The organism is Prevotella sp. P5-64, assembly GCF_002251285.1.
In the GTDB taxonomy this organism is placed as follows: Bacteria; Bacteroidota; Bacteroidia; order Bacteroidales; family Bacteroidaceae; genus Prevotella.
Genome location: NZ_NPJK01000049.1, coordinates 67,286 through 81,141, shown reverse-complemented (window position 1 = coordinate 81,141; position 13,856 = coordinate 67,286). Strand labels below are relative to the sequence as shown.

General features: G+C 39.9%; 15 protein-coding genes. All 15 read right to left on the bottom strand.

The features are described 5' to 3' along the window. Positions 1 to 48: 48 nt before the first annotated feature. Positions 49 to 1,338, bottom strand: coding sequence for a DegT/DnrJ/EryC1/StrS aminotransferase family protein (locus tag CIK87_RS09595; RefSeq protein ID WP_094386989.1), 1,290 nt, complete (start codon positions 1,336 to 1,338; stop codon positions 49 to 51). Between the two features lie 688 nt (positions 1,339 to 2,026). Next, complete coding sequence (locus CIK87_RS09590; protein ID WP_158216232.1) at positions 2,027 to 3,115, bottom strand: nucleotidyltransferase family protein; 1,089 nt, start codon at positions 3,113 to 3,115, stop codon at positions 2,027 to 2,029. 11 nt (positions 3,116 to 3,126) lie between these two features. Then, complete coding sequence (locus tag CIK87_RS09585) at positions 3,127 to 3,900, bottom strand: glycosyltransferase family 2 protein (protein ID WP_094386987.1); 774 nt, start codon at positions 3,898 to 3,900, stop codon at positions 3,127 to 3,129. 2 nt (positions 3,901 to 3,902) lie between these two features. Continuing rightward, positions 3,903 to 4,805, bottom strand: coding sequence for an alpha-1,2-fucosyltransferase (locus CIK87_RS09580; protein WP_094386986.1), 903 nt, complete (start codon positions 4,803 to 4,805; stop codon positions 3,903 to 3,905). A 15-nt stretch (positions 4,806 to 4,820) separates the two neighbouring features. Further along, on the bottom strand, positions 4,821 to 5,819 hold the full coding sequence (locus CIK87_RS09575) for a 3-oxoacyl-ACP synthase III family protein (RefSeq protein ID WP_094386985.1): 999 nt from the start codon (positions 5,817 to 5,819) through the stop codon (positions 4,821 to 4,823). Between the two features lie 22 nt (positions 5,820 to 5,841). Further along, on the bottom strand, positions 5,842 to 6,405 hold the full coding sequence (locus CIK87_RS09570) for an MBL fold metallo-hydrolase (RefSeq protein ID WP_094386984.1): 564 nt from the start codon (positions 6,403 to 6,405) through the stop codon (positions 5,842 to 5,844). Between the two features lie 10 nt (positions 6,406 to 6,415). Next, positions 6,416 to 7,156 carry an SDR family NAD(P)-dependent oxidoreductase gene (locus tag CIK87_RS09565; RefSeq protein WP_094386983.1) on the bottom strand — a complete coding sequence of 247 codons (741 nt, stop codon included), beginning with the start codon at positions 7,154 to 7,156 and terminating at the stop codon, positions 6,416 to 6,418. Positions 7,157 to 7,163: 7 nt separating this feature from the next. Then, positions 7,164 to 7,391, bottom strand: a complete 228-nt coding sequence (locus tag CIK87_RS09560; protein ID WP_094386982.1) for an acyl carrier protein — start codon at positions 7,389 to 7,391, stop codon at positions 7,164 to 7,166. A gap of 37 nt (positions 7,392 to 7,428) precedes the next feature. Continuing rightward, positions 7,429 to 8,091, bottom strand: coding sequence for an acyltransferase (locus CIK87_RS09555; protein ID WP_094386981.1), 663 nt, complete (start codon positions 8,089 to 8,091; stop codon positions 7,429 to 7,431). Next, positions 8,084 to 9,058: a glycosyltransferase gene (locus CIK87_RS09550; RefSeq protein ID WP_094386980.1), complete on the bottom strand. Its 975-nt coding sequence runs from the start codon at positions 9,056 to 9,058 to the stop codon at positions 8,084 to 8,086. Before CIK87_RS09550 ends, CIK87_RS09555 begins: the two co-directional genes overlap by 8 nt. Positions 9,059 to 9,060: 2 nt before the next feature. Then, on the bottom strand, positions 9,061 to 9,846 hold the full coding sequence (locus tag CIK87_RS09545) for a D-glucuronyl C5-epimerase family protein (protein WP_158216231.1): 786 nt from the start codon (positions 9,844 to 9,846) through the stop codon (positions 9,061 to 9,063). Between the two features lie 125 nt (positions 9,847 to 9,971). Further along, complete coding sequence (locus tag CIK87_RS09540; protein ID WP_094386978.1) at positions 9,972 to 10,616, bottom strand: N-acetyltransferase; 645 nt, start codon at positions 10,614 to 10,616, stop codon at positions 9,972 to 9,974. 7 nt (positions 10,617 to 10,623) lie between these two features. Next, positions 10,624 to 11,679, bottom strand: coding sequence for a glycosyltransferase (locus CIK87_RS09535; RefSeq protein ID WP_094386977.1), 1,056 nt, complete (start codon positions 11,677 to 11,679; stop codon positions 10,624 to 10,626). Beyond that, positions 11,679 to 12,866 carry an O-antigen ligase gene (locus tag CIK87_RS09530; protein WP_158216230.1) on the bottom strand — a complete coding sequence of 396 codons (1,188 nt, stop codon included), beginning with the start codon at positions 12,864 to 12,866 and terminating at the stop codon, positions 11,679 to 11,681. The genes CIK87_RS09535 and CIK87_RS09530 overlap by 1 nt, the downstream gene beginning before the upstream one ends. Positions 12,867 to 12,925: 59 nt before the next feature. Continuing rightward, positions 12,926 to 13,852 carry an ATP-grasp fold amidoligase family protein gene (locus tag CIK87_RS09525; protein ID WP_094386975.1) on the bottom strand — a complete coding sequence of 309 codons (927 nt, stop codon included), beginning with the start codon at positions 13,850 to 13,852 and terminating at the stop codon, positions 12,926 to 12,928. Between the last annotated feature and the right edge of the window lie 4 nt (positions 13,853 to 13,856).

The following is a 13,856-nucleotide window of genomic DNA, read 5'->3' as shown; positions in this document are numbered from 1 at the left end:
GCCCGAAGATCAAGATATTATACCTCTATCTTCGGGCTTTTGTATTAATTACAATTCAGATACTATCTCTACGAAATTATCAATCACATACTCCACATCCTCATCAGTCATTTTGGTATTCAGTGGCAGTGTAATCTCATTCTCAAACGCATGGAAAGCATTGGGGAAATCCTTGATGTCAAAGCCCAACTTCTTATAGGCCGTCATCATAGGCAGAGGCTTATAGTGTACATTGGTTGCAATACCCCGCTCTGCCATCTTTTCTATCACCAGGTTCGCTTCCTCACGCGTCTTGCCGAGCAGACGCACCAGATACAGATGGCCAGACGATGTATAGTCCTCAGTATAATGCTTCAGCACAGCCACATCAAGTCCCGCAAAAGCCTCATCATAACGAGCTATCATCTGGCGGCGACGCGCCAGCATACCCTCATAGCGATCCATCTGCACCAGTCCGATAGCAGCCACCACGTCAGTCATATTACACTTATACCATGTACCAATGATATCATACTCCCAGGCGCCGAGCTTGGTCTTCGCCAGCGCATCCTTGTTCTGACCATGCAGACTCAACAGCTGCGCCTTGCGGTAAAGGTTCTCATTCCAGGTCTCGCCCACTATCTCTGGCACACCGCTGAAGGTATTGTCCTCATTCTTGTCCAAATCTTTCACCACCAGTTCATTGCCGAACGGCAGATTCCACGACAGCGCACCGCCCTCAGCAGTAGTCAGATTCTTTACGGCATGGAAAGAGAACGATGAGAAGTCAGCTATCGAGCCCACCATCTTTCCCTTGCGCGAAGCACCAAAGGCATGAGCTGCATCGCAACAGATGGCAACACGACCAATCATCTTCTGCAAGTCAGTCTTAGGAGTGAAGATGTCCTTCTTGCGCTCCACTATCTCGAACAGACGGTCGTAGTCACAGGGAATACCGGCCAAATCTACAGGGATAATAGCCTTGGTATTAGGAGTCACGGCCTTCTCCACAGCGTCATAATCCATCTCGAGGCAATCCTTCTGCACATCAACGAAGACGAGCGTAGCCCCAACATGTTCTACCACCGAAGCACTTGCCGTATAGGTATAAGCAGGCACTATCACCTCATCACCTTCGCCTACGCCCAACAGCCTCAGAGCCATTTCGGCACAAGCCGTCTGCGAGTTCAGGCATACAGCCTTGTTCACACCCAAAAATTCGGCCACTTCCTTTTCCAACTTCTTTGTGCGCGGTCCGGTTGTTATCCAACCAGACAAAATGGCATCACGCACTTCTGCCGCCTCTGCCTCCGTCATATCCGGCGGAGAGAAAGGCACATTACGCAATTTCATTGTCATAATATGATTATAAATATCTATTTGTTAAAATTATTTGTTTGGATAATTTCGTTTATCGCAGATTTATTTGTTTGGATAATTTCGATTTTTGATGATTTATTTGTTTGGATAATTTCATTTTGTTATCTTTGCGACTGAAATACAGCAATTAACAAATTAGCAGAAATCGACTATCTTCTGCCATCGCATCTTAATATTCTTCCCATTGAAGTCAAAGCAGGAAACCAAGGTGGAATGAAAAGTCTGTGGGCTTTTATACTGAGAAGCATATCACCGAGGCCATCCGTTGCTCATTAGAGAATTTCAGAGAGTTTTGTTATACTCATAAAGAAGGTAAAGATACCGTTCGTCATGTCAACATATTCCCTCTATATGCTGTTTCGCAGATAATATAATCTACAGCATCTGAAACTATGTAAACTATTCCACATAGTCCAATTTCGCATTCAAGCCATCCACCTTACGTTCGGCCGACCTGCGTCTCTTAACCTCATCCTAAATGAGTATCTGTGTGCCATTTGTAGAATAAATTATAAAGACCTTTGTTACTTGAGAGCTAAGGCATTGCCTCCGTCTATCACTGGAAATAGAACCTTTCCAAATCTTCACTGCCATACATAAGCCAATGTGTAAATTCAGAATCGAAGATACTTCTTCCTAATATAAGCCCTAATTTGAGTGCTTACCGCTATTCTTTTCTTCTTAAGAAACCATACACAAACTGCCACACATAACCTATCATATTATAGTGTGCCACATCTTTGTATTTCCATGAATGTCTGAATGCATTGCCGATAACATGCAGACGCTGATACCATTGTCCTTTGCCACGATTGTAAATAAAAGAATCATCATACAAAGCACTATCTATAGCCCTTTCGGCAAACTCGCTATCAGTAAAAATAGTTTTGTCATGCAATTCCACACCAAGATAATTTACGGCAATAGAATTAAGCACATCTACAAATCCATCCAATCTGAATCTTTTGCATAGCGAATAAAAGCCCATCCACTCCACCTTATCTTGATTAGCTTTAATCCAACAAGCCCAATCCACAAAATGCCGCAGATTAATACCTTCTACCAGAAAATGCGTCAATGAATGATAGAGCATAAACAACCCCTCGGCCTCAACGGGCAACACATAAATGTCAGTTCCTTCCAATCTTTCAAGTTGACTGCAATTCTTTACAGCCTCAACCATGTATTTATGCAGAGCCAAATCCGTACCACCACGACGGGCTGAAGTAAAGTATCGGTGGTTCTCGACTGTCAGATTCCTATAACCAATATGCGAATGTTTATACCATCCATCCTCCACCATCATACCTTTATCACGAGCTATCTCATTTCCCTGCCTATAAGCACAGTTTCCATGTGCATCCATCAAATAGCAGTCAAAGTCTCCAAACTCCCTATGTGCTGGCTTTGGATAATATCTACCATGAGCCAATCCTTTGAAAACGATAGTTTTAATATCATGTTCCTTCCAGAGTTCCACAACTTTCTTTACCCAATCTGTATATTGCGCATTCCTTTTCTCCACAAATACCGTCTGCGCGTACCATTGCATCAATGTCATGCAATCAGGAAAAGAATAGCAAGTCGCATCATTTTGCCTCAATATTTCCAAAGCCTCATATGCCAGCCCGCGCACACCTTGCATTTGTGAAAGATTCATTACACTCTGCCAATCCACATTATTTATCATATCACACGCTCGTCCATTTATGGCAATATCCAACAAGCGCAATAATGTTTCAGCAGACTTATCCATTGTGGTCCTATTCATTGTCTCTTTACATACCACATCTTCTTCCAGCCATTACCAACGACATTCACCAATGTCCAAAATGTTGCCATCACAGGATTCATCTCTTCTGCCACATGAAACAAAGGATAATGTGCCCAAATACGTTTCCATAATGGCTTAGGGGTAATGCTCACCTGACGGCGACGATACTTTGCCAAGTTCTCCTTCAACAAATAGCAAGGAGCTCTTCTGACAACTTTCAGCCACAGAGCTGTATCGTTATTCTTTCTTACATCCTTAATCTGCACCAGTCCTATACGCTCTCTGTCGTACATGACAGCCAAGCATCCTGGCCAGCAGCACATAAACATAGCCAACTTGCTCACTTTCTTGATGCCCGACACATACACGCCCAAGTCCTTGCCGTCCTCACTCATCTCCGTATATTCATGATAAGAGAAAGCATAACCATTCTCCACCATAAACTCCAGTTGATGCTCCAATTTCTCAGGCAACCACAAGTCATCCGAATCAAGAAAGGCAATCCACCTTCCCTTTGCCCTACGCAAAGCATTGTTGCGGGTTATGGCAGCACCAGAGTTCTCAGGATTACATTCATACTTTATACGCTTGTCAGCCTCCATAAACGGCTTTACAACTTCCAACGTATTGTCCTTAGAACAGTCGTCTTGAATAAGAAGTTCCCAGTTTTGGTAAGTTTGACATTGAATACTCTTGATTGTTTCAGCAATAAAGTCTGCACACGCCCAAGTGGGAGTGATGATAGATACTAATCCGTAGTCTTGCATAACTAATACACTTTAATCCAAGAATCATCATATACATCCAATTCACAATCTCTATTTAGCCATGGGAATGGAGCATATACACGATTTACATATTTATTTAAAAAAGCTCCCCACCAGCTGAACGAGCTATTCGCTATTATCAAGTCCTTACAGTAAGTCATCAAGAACATATCCCAACAACTGTTTTTACCTGTATTGCCAGTAACAAAAATCATTTCTTGACCTTGCGTCAGTGGAGCTAAGTTCTCACGACACCATCGCATATCATTAGAGAAAATATAGAAACAATGCTTTTTCCCATCTGATAGAACATCCTTGATTGCTTTCTTATAATAATCCACACCACATATACCACGGAATTCCGGTTCGTTCAGATAATCTCCTCTGCGAACATGTATGCCTACCGATTCTGTTCTCTCTATTTCCTTTATTAATCCTGCATTGTACTCGTTAGGTTCAGATTGGTTATACACCTCCTGCAATTCTGTCTTGATTTCCGTAAAGTGGTGTGCTGACTGCCAGTAGCCTTCGTAATAGCAGTCACCTTTACGCTCAAGAGCTTCCTTGTCGAAGGTATAGTTCATGCTATATGGCGGCATATATTCCGTCTTACGCAAGGGCAAGAGTTTGCGACCAATGCGCGAGAGCACATAGTTCGGAATCCAATAGGATATCTTAGCCAATTGCCAGAATCCTGCTATTGGCAGATTTGCCTTGGGGAACACCTTATCTATCTCATAGCCATTATGCAGGTTTATTCCCTTGAATTTCTTGAAGAAGATGGTGTGATAATGTTGTGTGTCAATATACACCTTTTCTTCCGGATGCCTATGCTGCAAAGCCATGGCAAAGGCGTATTGGAACATTTGGTTACCTAAACCACCTGTTATGTTAACGATTTTCATATTAAAGGTAATCTCCTAAAATATCAAAATTGTACCACCCCAGCTAAGACCAACGCCAAAGCCGGTTACCATTACTTTCATTCCTGGAGTTATCTTGCCAGCATCCAGATTCTGTTTCAAACCAATCATCACAGTCGATGATACGGTATTACCCGTCTCCTCAAGGTTCACATAAAACTTATCCTTTGGCAACACGCACACCTTGCGGATAGTGTTGAGCATGAACTTGTTTGCCTGATGGAAGACGTAGTAATCCACATCATCCTTCTCCATCTGATTCTTCTCCAAAATTTGCTTCATCATAGCAGGTACTGCATCAAGTGTAAAGTTAAAGATGGCTGAACCGTTCATATAGAGATAGTCATCATAACGCTCGTGTCCGTCCTCGTCAACTACCACACTGCCAGTAGCCTGTTTGCAACGAGCTGCACCTGTCTTAACGGTAAGGTGTTCAGCACCAGAACCATCAGTACCCAGCACACACTGGCCAATCTCAGCGATTCCCTCAGTTGAAATCAGACAAGCAGCTGCACCATCACCAAAGATGGAACGATTGCTCTTGTCTGATGGATGGAGGTACTTCTGATAGGTTTCTGCTGTCAGTACGAGTACGTTCTTTGCAAGACCGCTATCCACAAAACTCTTAGCCATTGCCATACCATACACGCAACCAGAGCAACCAAGATTGTAGTCGAATGCACCAGCTGATGTAGGGATACCAAGACGGTTCTGGAGTATGCAAGCGGTTGAAGGGAGGAAGTAATCTGAAGACTGTGTGCAAAGCATCACAAAGTCGATGGTCTTTGGATCTATGCTGTATTCCTCAAACAGCTTGCGAGCTGCTTTCTCTGCCATATCGCCAGCTGTCTCATCAGCAGCTGCCAGATGGCGAGAGTTCACGCCCACCTTAGCCGCTACCTTATCCACACTCCACTCAGGAAACTCCTGAAGCAGTTCTTCGTTGGTTATCACACGCTCGGGGAGGTAGTAACTGATACCTTTAATAAATGCCATATTTGTATATCGTTTTTAATTATTATCTTGTCCAGTGTCCTGGGAATACTTTCAAATTTAGTGTATCAGCAATCTCTTTCAACTTTGCCTCATTTTCTAAAGCCAAAGCCTTTTTGCTCGTTGGCCATTTTGTGAAAACCTTGGCAAAGGGAATGTAAGAGTCGCCTGTAAATATTTTATCTTCGATGATGAATGATAGGCAATCTTCAGAATGACCTGAAGTTGAAAGGACCTCCACCATCATATCATCTATCGTGTGTTTGCCTTCCTCCAATATCACCACATTCTCATCTTTAGTGAAACAGAATGAATACTCTGGGATAATGTACGAAAGGTTGAGATGGTCATCATGCAAACCCTCAAACGTCTTTTGCGAACAATAGACTTTCGCGTGAGGGTATCGATTCAACACCTTCTCAATTCCATAGATATGATCCTGATGGCAATGAGTAAGGAAAACACCTTTCAACTCTCTATCACCAAGAGCCTCAATAATCTTTTCGGAATCTCCACAATCCACAAGGTATCCGTCAAAGAGATACGTTGCAGATTGTAGAAGATCGTTTTCTATTCTTATGGTGTTCATTAGAGCTTAATTACCCCCCCCCAGATATCTTAATGTTAGATCCGGTCATCCAACCGCTTGCATCACTCAGTAAATAGATAGCAAGGTTGGCAATGTCCTCTGGGGTTCCATAACGTTTGAGAGGATAGCGTTTTTCGTCCTCTTGCAAGTCTTCGCGTGTTACGCCATCCTGCAGAACGAGGTCTGTCCATACCATTGCAGGACAAATGCAGTTAACACGAATAAGGCGAGGTGCAAGTTCCTGAGCTAGGCATTGAGCATAAGAAATGATTGCGCCTTTTGATGCACTATATACACCATTGCCCATTGAAGGACTCCATGCTGCAATACTTGCAATATATACGATTGAAGCAGCCTTGTTTATCTTCTTGTTCTTCAAAAGAGAAGCCTGAAGGAGCACTGGTGCTTCAAAATTAGCATTCATTGTATGATCGATAGCTTCTTGGTTGATGTCCTTGCAAGCCACACGACTGCCAACTCCTGCACACTGCACAAAGCCATCAAGTTTTGGGAGCTGGCTGACAAGGGTCTGGATATCCTCTGCTTTTGTCAGGTCAGCAGAGATGGCCTTGTGGTCGCCCTCGGGCATTTGATTCAATGTCTCGTTCAGACGCTCAACATTGCGACCGGTAACGATAACTGTTGCACCCATCTTGGCGCAGGCAAGGGCGATGCCCCTACCTATGCCAGATGATGCACCAGTAACAAGAATCTGTTTGCCAGCGAGGGTAAACGGATTGAATTGTTCCATGGTTGTCTTACTTGTTGTTGATGAGATTGAATACATCCTCCACAGTCACACAAGCCTTGAGCTCAGCACCCGTGATTGACTTGCCATACTCAGTCTTAGCGAGAGCAATTACGCTCATACCAACGAGTGAAGACCACTCATCAAGGTCATGAAATACGGTAGATGCTGTGATTTCAGATGCATCAGTGTCATCAAACTGCTCAGCGAAGTTCGCTACAAATTCATTTAATTCCATTGTTGTTTTGTTTTTTAATTAATAATATGTGAGTTTTCTATTTGCAAATAAGACCAGTGAAAGCCTTTATCTCTTTGATGTGATCAAGGAAATACTTCTTGTAGTTTTTTTCAAGGAGATCGAGAGGGAGACGTTCTTCTTCAGGATAAAGAGCTTTTTCGTGCTCAATGATTTCTTCGGGGGTAAAGCGGAATGCTATAACCTTTGCAGGGTTACCTGCAACTACTGCATAAGGTGGAACTTTTACGCTGCGTATCACTGAACCTGCGCCTATTATAGATCCTCGACCGATATAGGCTCCTGCCAATAAGGTGACATTAGAAGCAATCCACACATCTTCATCTACAATAACATCTTTTCCTTCAAGATTATTATTTCCTTCATTCTTAAACCAATCGCCCAATGCCCCAATATGGTTTCCCGTTATTACAGTTAAACCAACAGCTGCCCCCGAATTATTCTTCATAATGAATTTACCCGGTGTACAAAAAAGTGTATTATTCCAATCTATATTACAATTATCACCTAGGAAAATATTCTCTAAAGTATCTGCTGCCACTATTGATGGTGTATGGATGTGACTATTCGTCCCGAGATGTCCTTTTGGCAGTCTTTTTCGAATTACATATCTCAATGCAAAAGCGTAAATATCACGCAGAAAAACGCCTATTCGGGTGTTGCTATTTCTTAAACTACTCATAATCAAAATACAGATTAATTACGTTTCGTAAACATTTTGAAAAGTTCAACATGTCTTCTTTATTTATTCTTGTATTATCAGAATATCCCTCTGATAACTTTGCGACTATAGAATTAGCTGCTTCAACCGGATCACGACTAATTATTAGGGAGTTATTCAGTCCCTCTAACTGTTTTTCAGCATCTCCTACTTTTACACTAAAAACAGGCTTATTTAAAGACAAAGCTTCTCTTATAATATTAGGAGATCCTTCTTCGTCCGATGTAAGTAAGATACAATCACTTGCGTTTATGTATACAGGAACCTCTTTGGGGTCAACACCACATAAGATGAGCATCTTGTAGTTTGGGACAAGATCTACTATCGCTTGAGCAATGTCTCTTCTTTTTATTGTGGTGTTGTGAACATCTGAAAATAGTATATAGTTTCCATGCTCAAGTGATAACCTATCCTGCGCCTCTTTTTTATCCATTGGAGTAAACAAATTGTAGTCTACACCAAGTGGTTGAACAAATGATTTCTTTTTCAATATTCCTCTCAAAAAAGAAGGAACATAGTCTTCCATTTCTTTTGCGACAAATCCACACTTGCTATAACACAAGATGGATATAAAAGACGCATATTGGTTTAATTTAATTCTGATCTTCTCTCCCAAAGATTTAGAGGTTTTGATCGCCTTTGCATGAATATCCGTTCCGTGGAATGTGATAAATTTAGGCCTTTGGATACCTAATAATAAGAACCAGGTTAATAACGCATACATCCCACCAAAATGAACATGAATGATATCTACACTTTTTGCTAACGACCTTAATTCTAAAGCAACCTTTAATGGCTGATGACATCGACGCATTTTTACTTCTTCAATTCTATCATCATCCAAAAGAGCATCTCTCATTCTAAGCATGATTGGATTGCCAACAAATGGCTCAACCATACCTTGATTAGACAACAGTAGTATTTTCATAATTATTCTTTTATTTTTTGAATTGATTTCTTCACGAATGCTAATCCTTTGCATAAAGGATTCTTTTGCTGTCGTGTCCACAGCGTTGCATAATCATCGAAAATTCGTTCTCCCGTAAGTTGATACATAGCTTGCATCTGAGCTATATGAAGATTATGATAAAATGGGCTGGCTATCAATCCATCAAGACTATACATGCTCCAATAACCACACTTGAACTTTGGCAGGATTTTTACAAGTGTTCTCAAAGTATTATCCAAAGCCCGCTTATACTTTTCCTCTTTATAGGTAGCTAATACATAATCATACAATCCCCACCAAGAGAAAATAAAACCATTCATCACCACATTCTTAAAGGTATATTCCATAAGAAAGCTATCTTCACCTTCATATTTGGTTGTTCCTCCCTCTTCCAATGGCAAAAGCATGAAGTCTATCGCTTTCTTTGCAGCATCCATATAATCTTTCTTGCCTGTATAAACAAAGGCCCTAACCAGTAGTGAGGTAGCTTCTCCTTGTGCCATCGCTCCGTATGGAGTTTTGGGGCAATAATGTGAGAAATTATTCCAACGTCCTTTGTCGTCTTGATGTTCCAACGTCCATTCTACACATTGTAGGAATTTTCTTTCATACCTTTTTTCCTTAGTTAAAAGAAACAAGTCATAGCATCCAAGACCATATTGAAAGATTGCTACGGGGAAATAAGTAAACTTGCCATTCTCCAAATTTAGTTTTGGAAGTTCTGTATTGTCCAACAGTTCTGGCATTTTTGTCACTTTTTCCATCATATTGTTATAGTACCCACGTATTTCATCTTTCGCAAAGCACTTACCTATATCTTGATTAACATGCCACACACTCTTGCCTGTGAGCATCAGATACCAACGTTTAATTTGATACATCGATAAAGCCATTATAATAGTTTCATATATGTGAGGCCATCCTCACCTCTTGTCCTGTAGATATCGAAGCCATTACGTTCGTAATAGCGTCGTGCCCGCAGGTTGCCTGTCTTTACAGATAGCAGACATAGCTTACGCCCATGAGTCTTCATAGCATCAAGATATGCTTCCATCATTGATTGAGCATATCCTTTGCCACGACCCTCAGGTATGACACATACAGAGAGAAGATCGCCTCGCTGATTATTTAATATGTGTTCATTTTTGTCATTTACTATTGTCCAGTCACTCTGCGATGGCTTATGTTTGAAGCGTGCCAACATCTTGTTCCATGTCTGCTTATTGCCACTCAACATCAGTAGTAAAGTCTTCCACAGCACCTTAAATCTGTTGTGTTTCATAAAATTCTGCATTTGGTCATCCTTATCCATATAGTAACCCATGCAGAACCCTACAATTCCTTTATCTTCATCATCAGCCACCCAGAACAATTCTGGATTGTCGTTTAAATATTCTCGGTAGAAAGATACTAATAAATTACCCCCCCCGATTACATTTTTCAACTTGCACAATTGCGATGAATAGCTATCTGGAAAACAGATACTATGCACCTTTGCAATGGCAGGTAAGTCATGTATTGTTGCTTGTCTTATCATAATTATTTTATTTAAAGCAATTTAACAACAGATCTTTATCAAACAGATTATACTTATTTTCTATATTCTTCAATTTTGCTGCTTTTATCATACAATCAGCCAATGCTTCAGAATCTTCAATGTCACAATAATAGCCATTTTTACCTTCCTGAACAATCTCCTTTATTACAGCTACACATGTAGTACTTGCTACTGGGCGATTAAAACATTGTGCCTCCAACACTACATTAGGGAAGCCCTCCATACGCGAAGGAAGTACAAATACATCACAATGTTTAAGGTATGGATACGGATTGCTTTGGAATCCCCAAAAGGTAAAGTCTTCCAATTCGTTTGCTTTACTTACGAGTTCCTTAGCATATTCGGATGTATTACGTCCTACAATATTCATACATGCATTAGGAATTTCCGATTTTACCTTAGGCCATGCTTTTTCCAAGACATCAATTCCTTTAGAATATGCAATGTTGCAAACATTCAAGAAATTAACCTTTGAAGCATCAAATGGGTCAACACTTCCTTCTGCCGAAGACTTTACATAATCAATATCAATAGGATTGTTGATCGCTACCACTTTTTCGTCTTGCAAGTGATAATACTCTAAAAGTTGATTACGCATCTCGGTGTTCTGAGCAATTACGAATTTTGCAGACTTCAAGAGCCATCTGTTGATGGTCTTGATGATAATCATCTTAATTCCTGTAATACCTTTTGACAGTTTATTCTTGGGCATGTTTGGAATTCGTACTACAATCTGACGTTCCGTCTTTTTTGCTGCAATCATACCAACAATGCTGACATGCTCTCTGCTTGAAAAGTAAATACTATTAGGATGTGATTTCATAAATGCCATCAACTTAGGAATCGCATTCAAAACCCTACCACATTCCAAGCAAGTCATCTTAAATTCTGGTTCTATCCAGTCAAGCATTTCGCCTTTTCGATAGCCAAAGTTTATGAACTCGACATCATGTCCTTCTTTATGTAATAGGCGCGCTATTGTGATAGATACTCTTTCCGCACCTCCTGCTGAAAGATCGGGGAGAAGGAAATAAATCTTCATTATCTTCTATTTTTTAGGAAATGGAAATCGTTTTGTTTGAGTGATTCATAATGAATACAAAATATCATAATCATAAAATATGTATTTTTACTATAATATGAAACAGATCCATAATCTAATACTAAATTTAATAAAATAAAAAGTAAAATTATAATAGAATATGAATTTGTTTTTGCAGAACGCAATTCCAATTTTATAAGTTGGACATAAATCCAGTAAACCAAAACCAGTCCTATAATTCCACCACCAGCAGCAACCTCTGCATAATTACAATGTAGGTAACAGTCGTGACCGGAGTAGTGCAGAGCGAGAATCCTTGGATTACCCATTCCCATTCCTAACAATGGAGTTTCTTTCAATTGATTAAAGCCAATTTGTCTATAATATGCTCGCAATAAAGATGAAGAATCTACGTCACCAACACCTGTAAAAGAGGCTAACAGACCATCCATTCTATCCATAGTTCCTCCAAAGACACCAGATTTGGCTACAAAAAATACAACAAGAAACAAACTAAGTACGGAAAACAATAGTTTTATAATTCTTGTGACGCCATGACTTCGTACAGATGGATTGAAAAAAGATAACACCAACAATCCTATGATTAGCATCACAAGTGCTTTTCTACTTCCTGATCCTGCTACAACCAACAAGCAAGGTAAGCACATTACAACATCAACAATATTCTTGTTAATCTTCCAAAAGAAGTAGCAAAGCAAAATTGAAGTGCTGCAAGTCATTCCAACCACATTCACATTAGCGAAACTGTTCTCAAGTCGCTCACCAGAATCTATTGTATCTTGTAGATTATCAATACCAACAAAAGAAATCGTATATATAGAAAGAAGAAAGCCACTCCACATTACAATTGTGAGAAGTCTTTTTATGTCACATTTGTAATACGCTTCATATAACAGAGTGAATGCCAATAGTAATTCAAAGAGTGTTATGCCTTTCTCAATAGCATATTCTCTTCTTTCTGACCAAATTGCAGAAAGCATACAGAATAAGGCTATTAGCAACATATACTTATGGAATATGCAATAATGTTTAGGTATAAATGAACCATGCTTGCTTGCATGAATAAAATATATAAGAAGTATAATCACTACCATATATATAACACCCATTGAATCGTTAGATAGAATGACAAAGGATACATATAGTAGCATAGTCAACAAATCCATTATCTTGTCAGATATTGACTGTGATTTGGGTAACAAACTTATCATAAACAATTATGTTTTTATAGATTCAAAAAACTTCCCAACTTCTCATCCCATTCTTCAGGAACAAAAGGTAACATACCAGAAGCAGGATAGAAAGTTAGTTCACCAAAATATATTTTGCCTTTCACGTTATACAAATCCACTCGCAAGAATTTAAATCCTTCTGACAATTTTTCTGCTATATCAATCATCTTATTCAGGTTCTCTGGCATCATTTCAATATGATTCGGATCAGGTTCGAGCCCTTTTTCTCCGAATGGCAACAACTGTCCTTCGGGAGAATAATAATTGGCATGATGCTCAACAAACCGTCCGAAATCAATCTTGAAACATTTTACCTTGCCGTTAAAACAGAAAAATTTGTAATCTAGTAAATCAGATATCTTAGCATTTCCTTTAGCTTTACGCTCAGCCATGAACTTCTCAGCTATTATTTTTCGAGGAACATTCAGATAAGGCTTTTCCCTATATGTCTTTCCCGCATTTGAGTGCATTGAAGTCTGCAACTTCTCTATTGCTTTAGCATTATCAAAATGTGTTTTATCTGAGCAAACGAATACACCGCATCCTCCTCCACCATGAGTTGTCTTTAACACGAACTGGTCCGGTAAAGAATCCCAATCTATGTTTTCCACACATTCCCATACACCAAGAGTAGGTATAATGTACTGTTCACCTATTCTCTGTGCCACATAGTCCTTAGCCGCCAATTTGTCCACCATCTTGGTGTACTCAGGCTTGTAGTCATTTACTTTCAACCATTGCAGCTTTTCAGTGAATGTCTTAGGATTTTTCCAGTTTATCCAATGTCCCATTTGACACCTATATCTAAGAGATAGATATAGTTTATCTGGAAGAAAACCCAAAAAGTTCTTTACTATTGAATCACAAAATTGTGCTCTATTATGCAACAAATGATTTAATCCACGTTTTATAGATGGCATAATA

What these genes read in the sequence shown, in the direction of transcription:
- CIK87_RS09595 (WP_094386989.1), bottom strand. Translation starts at nt 1,338, where the DNA reads ATGACAATGAAATTGCGTAATGTGCCTTTCTCTCCGCCGGATATGACG.
- CIK87_RS09590 (WP_158216232.1), bottom strand. Translation starts at nt 3,115, where the DNA reads ATGGATAAGTCTGCTGAAACATTATTGCGCTTGTTGGATATTGCCATA.
- CIK87_RS09585 (WP_094386987.1), bottom strand. Translation starts at nt 3,900, where the DNA reads ATGCAAGACTACGGATTAGTATCTATCATCACTCCCACTTGGGCGTGT.
- CIK87_RS09580 (WP_094386986.1), bottom strand. Translation starts at nt 4,805, where the DNA reads ATGAAAATCGTTAACATAACAGGTGGTTTAGGTAACCAAATGTTCCAA.
- CIK87_RS09575 (WP_094386985.1), bottom strand. Translation starts at nt 5,819, where the DNA reads ATGGCATTTATTAAAGGTATCAGTTACTACCTCCCCGAGCGTGTGATA.
- CIK87_RS09570 (WP_094386984.1), bottom strand. Translation starts at nt 6,405, where the DNA reads ATGAACACCATAAGAATAGAAAACGATCTTCTACAATCTGCAACGTAT.
- CIK87_RS09565 (WP_094386983.1), bottom strand. Translation starts at nt 7,156, where the DNA reads ATGGAACAATTCAATCCGTTTACCCTCGCTGGCAAACAGATTCTTGTT.
- CIK87_RS09560 (WP_094386982.1), bottom strand. Translation starts at nt 7,391, where the DNA reads ATGGAATTAAATGAATTTGTAGCGAACTTCGCTGAGCAGTTTGATGAC.
- CIK87_RS09555 (WP_094386981.1), bottom strand. Translation starts at nt 8,091, where the DNA reads ATGAGTAGTTTAAGAAATAGCAACACCCGAATAGGCGTTTTTCTGCGT.
- CIK87_RS09550 (WP_094386980.1), bottom strand. Translation starts at nt 9,058, where the DNA reads ATGAAAATACTACTGTTGTCTAATCAAGGTATGGTTGAGCCATTTGTT.
- CIK87_RS09545 (WP_158216231.1), bottom strand. Translation starts at nt 9,846, where the DNA reads ATGATGGAAAAAGTGACAAAAATGCCAGAACTGTTGGACAATACAGAA.
- CIK87_RS09540 (WP_094386978.1), bottom strand. Translation starts at nt 10,616, where the DNA reads ATGATAAGACAAGCAACAATACATGACTTACCTGCCATTGCAAAGGTG.
- CIK87_RS09535 (WP_094386977.1), bottom strand. Translation starts at nt 11,679, where the DNA reads ATGAAGATTTATTTCCTTCTCCCCGATCTTTCAGCAGGAGGTGCGGAA.
- CIK87_RS09530 (WP_158216230.1), bottom strand. Translation starts at nt 12,866, where the DNA reads ATGGATTTGTTGACTATGCTACTATATGTATCCTTTGTCATTCTATCT.
- CIK87_RS09525 (WP_094386975.1), bottom strand. Translation starts at nt 13,852, where the DNA reads ATGCCATCTATAAAACGTGGATTAAATCATTTGTTGCATAATAGAGCA.